Below are 1,101 nucleotides of genomic sequence, written 5' to 3'. Positions count from 1 at the left end.
TTTGCACCCTGAAAACCGGATCCGAAACGATCCACTTCGCGTCAAGAAGTGTTGTTTTCCTTCAAAGGAAAACAGATAGGATAAGCCCTCGACCGATTAGTACAGGTCAGCTTCACACATTGCTGCGCTTCTACCTCCTGCCTATCAACCTCGTCGTCTTCAAGGGGTCTTACCACTTGCGTGTGGGAAATCTCATCTTGAGGGGGGCTTCACGCTTAGATGCTTTCAGCGTTTATCCCTTCCGCACGTAGCTACCCAGCGATGCTCCTGGCGGAACAACTGGTACACCAGCGGTGCGTCCATCCCGGTCCTCTCGTACTAAGGACAGCTCCTCTCAAATTTCCAACGCCCACGACAGATAGGGACCGAACTGTCTCACGACGTTCTGAACCCAGCTCGCGTACCGCTTTAATGGGCGAACAGCCCAACCCTTGGGACCTACTTCAGCCCCAGGATGCGATGAGCCGACATCGAGGTGCCAAACCTCCCCGTCGATGTGGACTCTTGGGGGAGATAAGCCTGTTATCCCCAGGGTAGCTTTTATCCGTTGAGCGATGGCCCTTCCATGCGGTACCACCGGATCACTAAGCCCGACTTTCGTCCCTGCTCGACCTGTCCGTCTCGCAGTCAAGCTCCCTTATGCCTTTACACGCTGCGAATGATTTCCAACCATTCTGAGGGAACCTTTGGGCGCCTCCGTTACATTTTAGGAGGCGACCGCCCCAGTCAAACTGTCCACCTGACACGGTCCCTGTACCGGATCACGGTACGAGGTTAGAACTAGCATGCGATCAGGGTGGTATCCCAACGTCGCCTCCCCCGAAGCTGGCGCTCCGAGATCTAAGGCTCCCACCTATGCTGTACAAATCGCACCCCAGTCCAATATCAAGTTACAGTAAAGCTCCATGGGGTCTTTCCGTCTTGTCGCGGGTAACCTGCATCTTCACAGGTATTAAAATTTCACCGGATCTCTCGTTGAGACAGCGCCCAAGTCGTTACGCCATTCGTGCGGGTCAGAATTTACCTGACAAGGAATTTCGCTACCTTAGGACCGTTATAGTTACGGCCGCCGTTTACTGGGGCTTCAATTCAGAGCTTCGC

1 rRNA gene is annotated in these 1,101 nt (G+C 54.0%); it reads right to left on the bottom strand.

Going from position 1 to position 1,101, the window contains the following annotated elements:
• Nucleotides 1-76 precede the first annotated feature (76 nt).
• Nucleotides 77-1,101: ribosomal RNA gene (locus HRQ60_RS23420) — 23S ribosomal RNA — on the bottom strand; the annotation flags it as partial.

This window comes from Saccharibacillus qingshengii (assembly GCF_013185195.1).
Lineage (GTDB): Bacteria > Bacillota > Bacilli > Paenibacillales > Paenibacillaceae > Saccharibacillus > Saccharibacillus qingshengii.
This window is presented reverse-complemented; position numbering and strand designations above follow the sequence as displayed.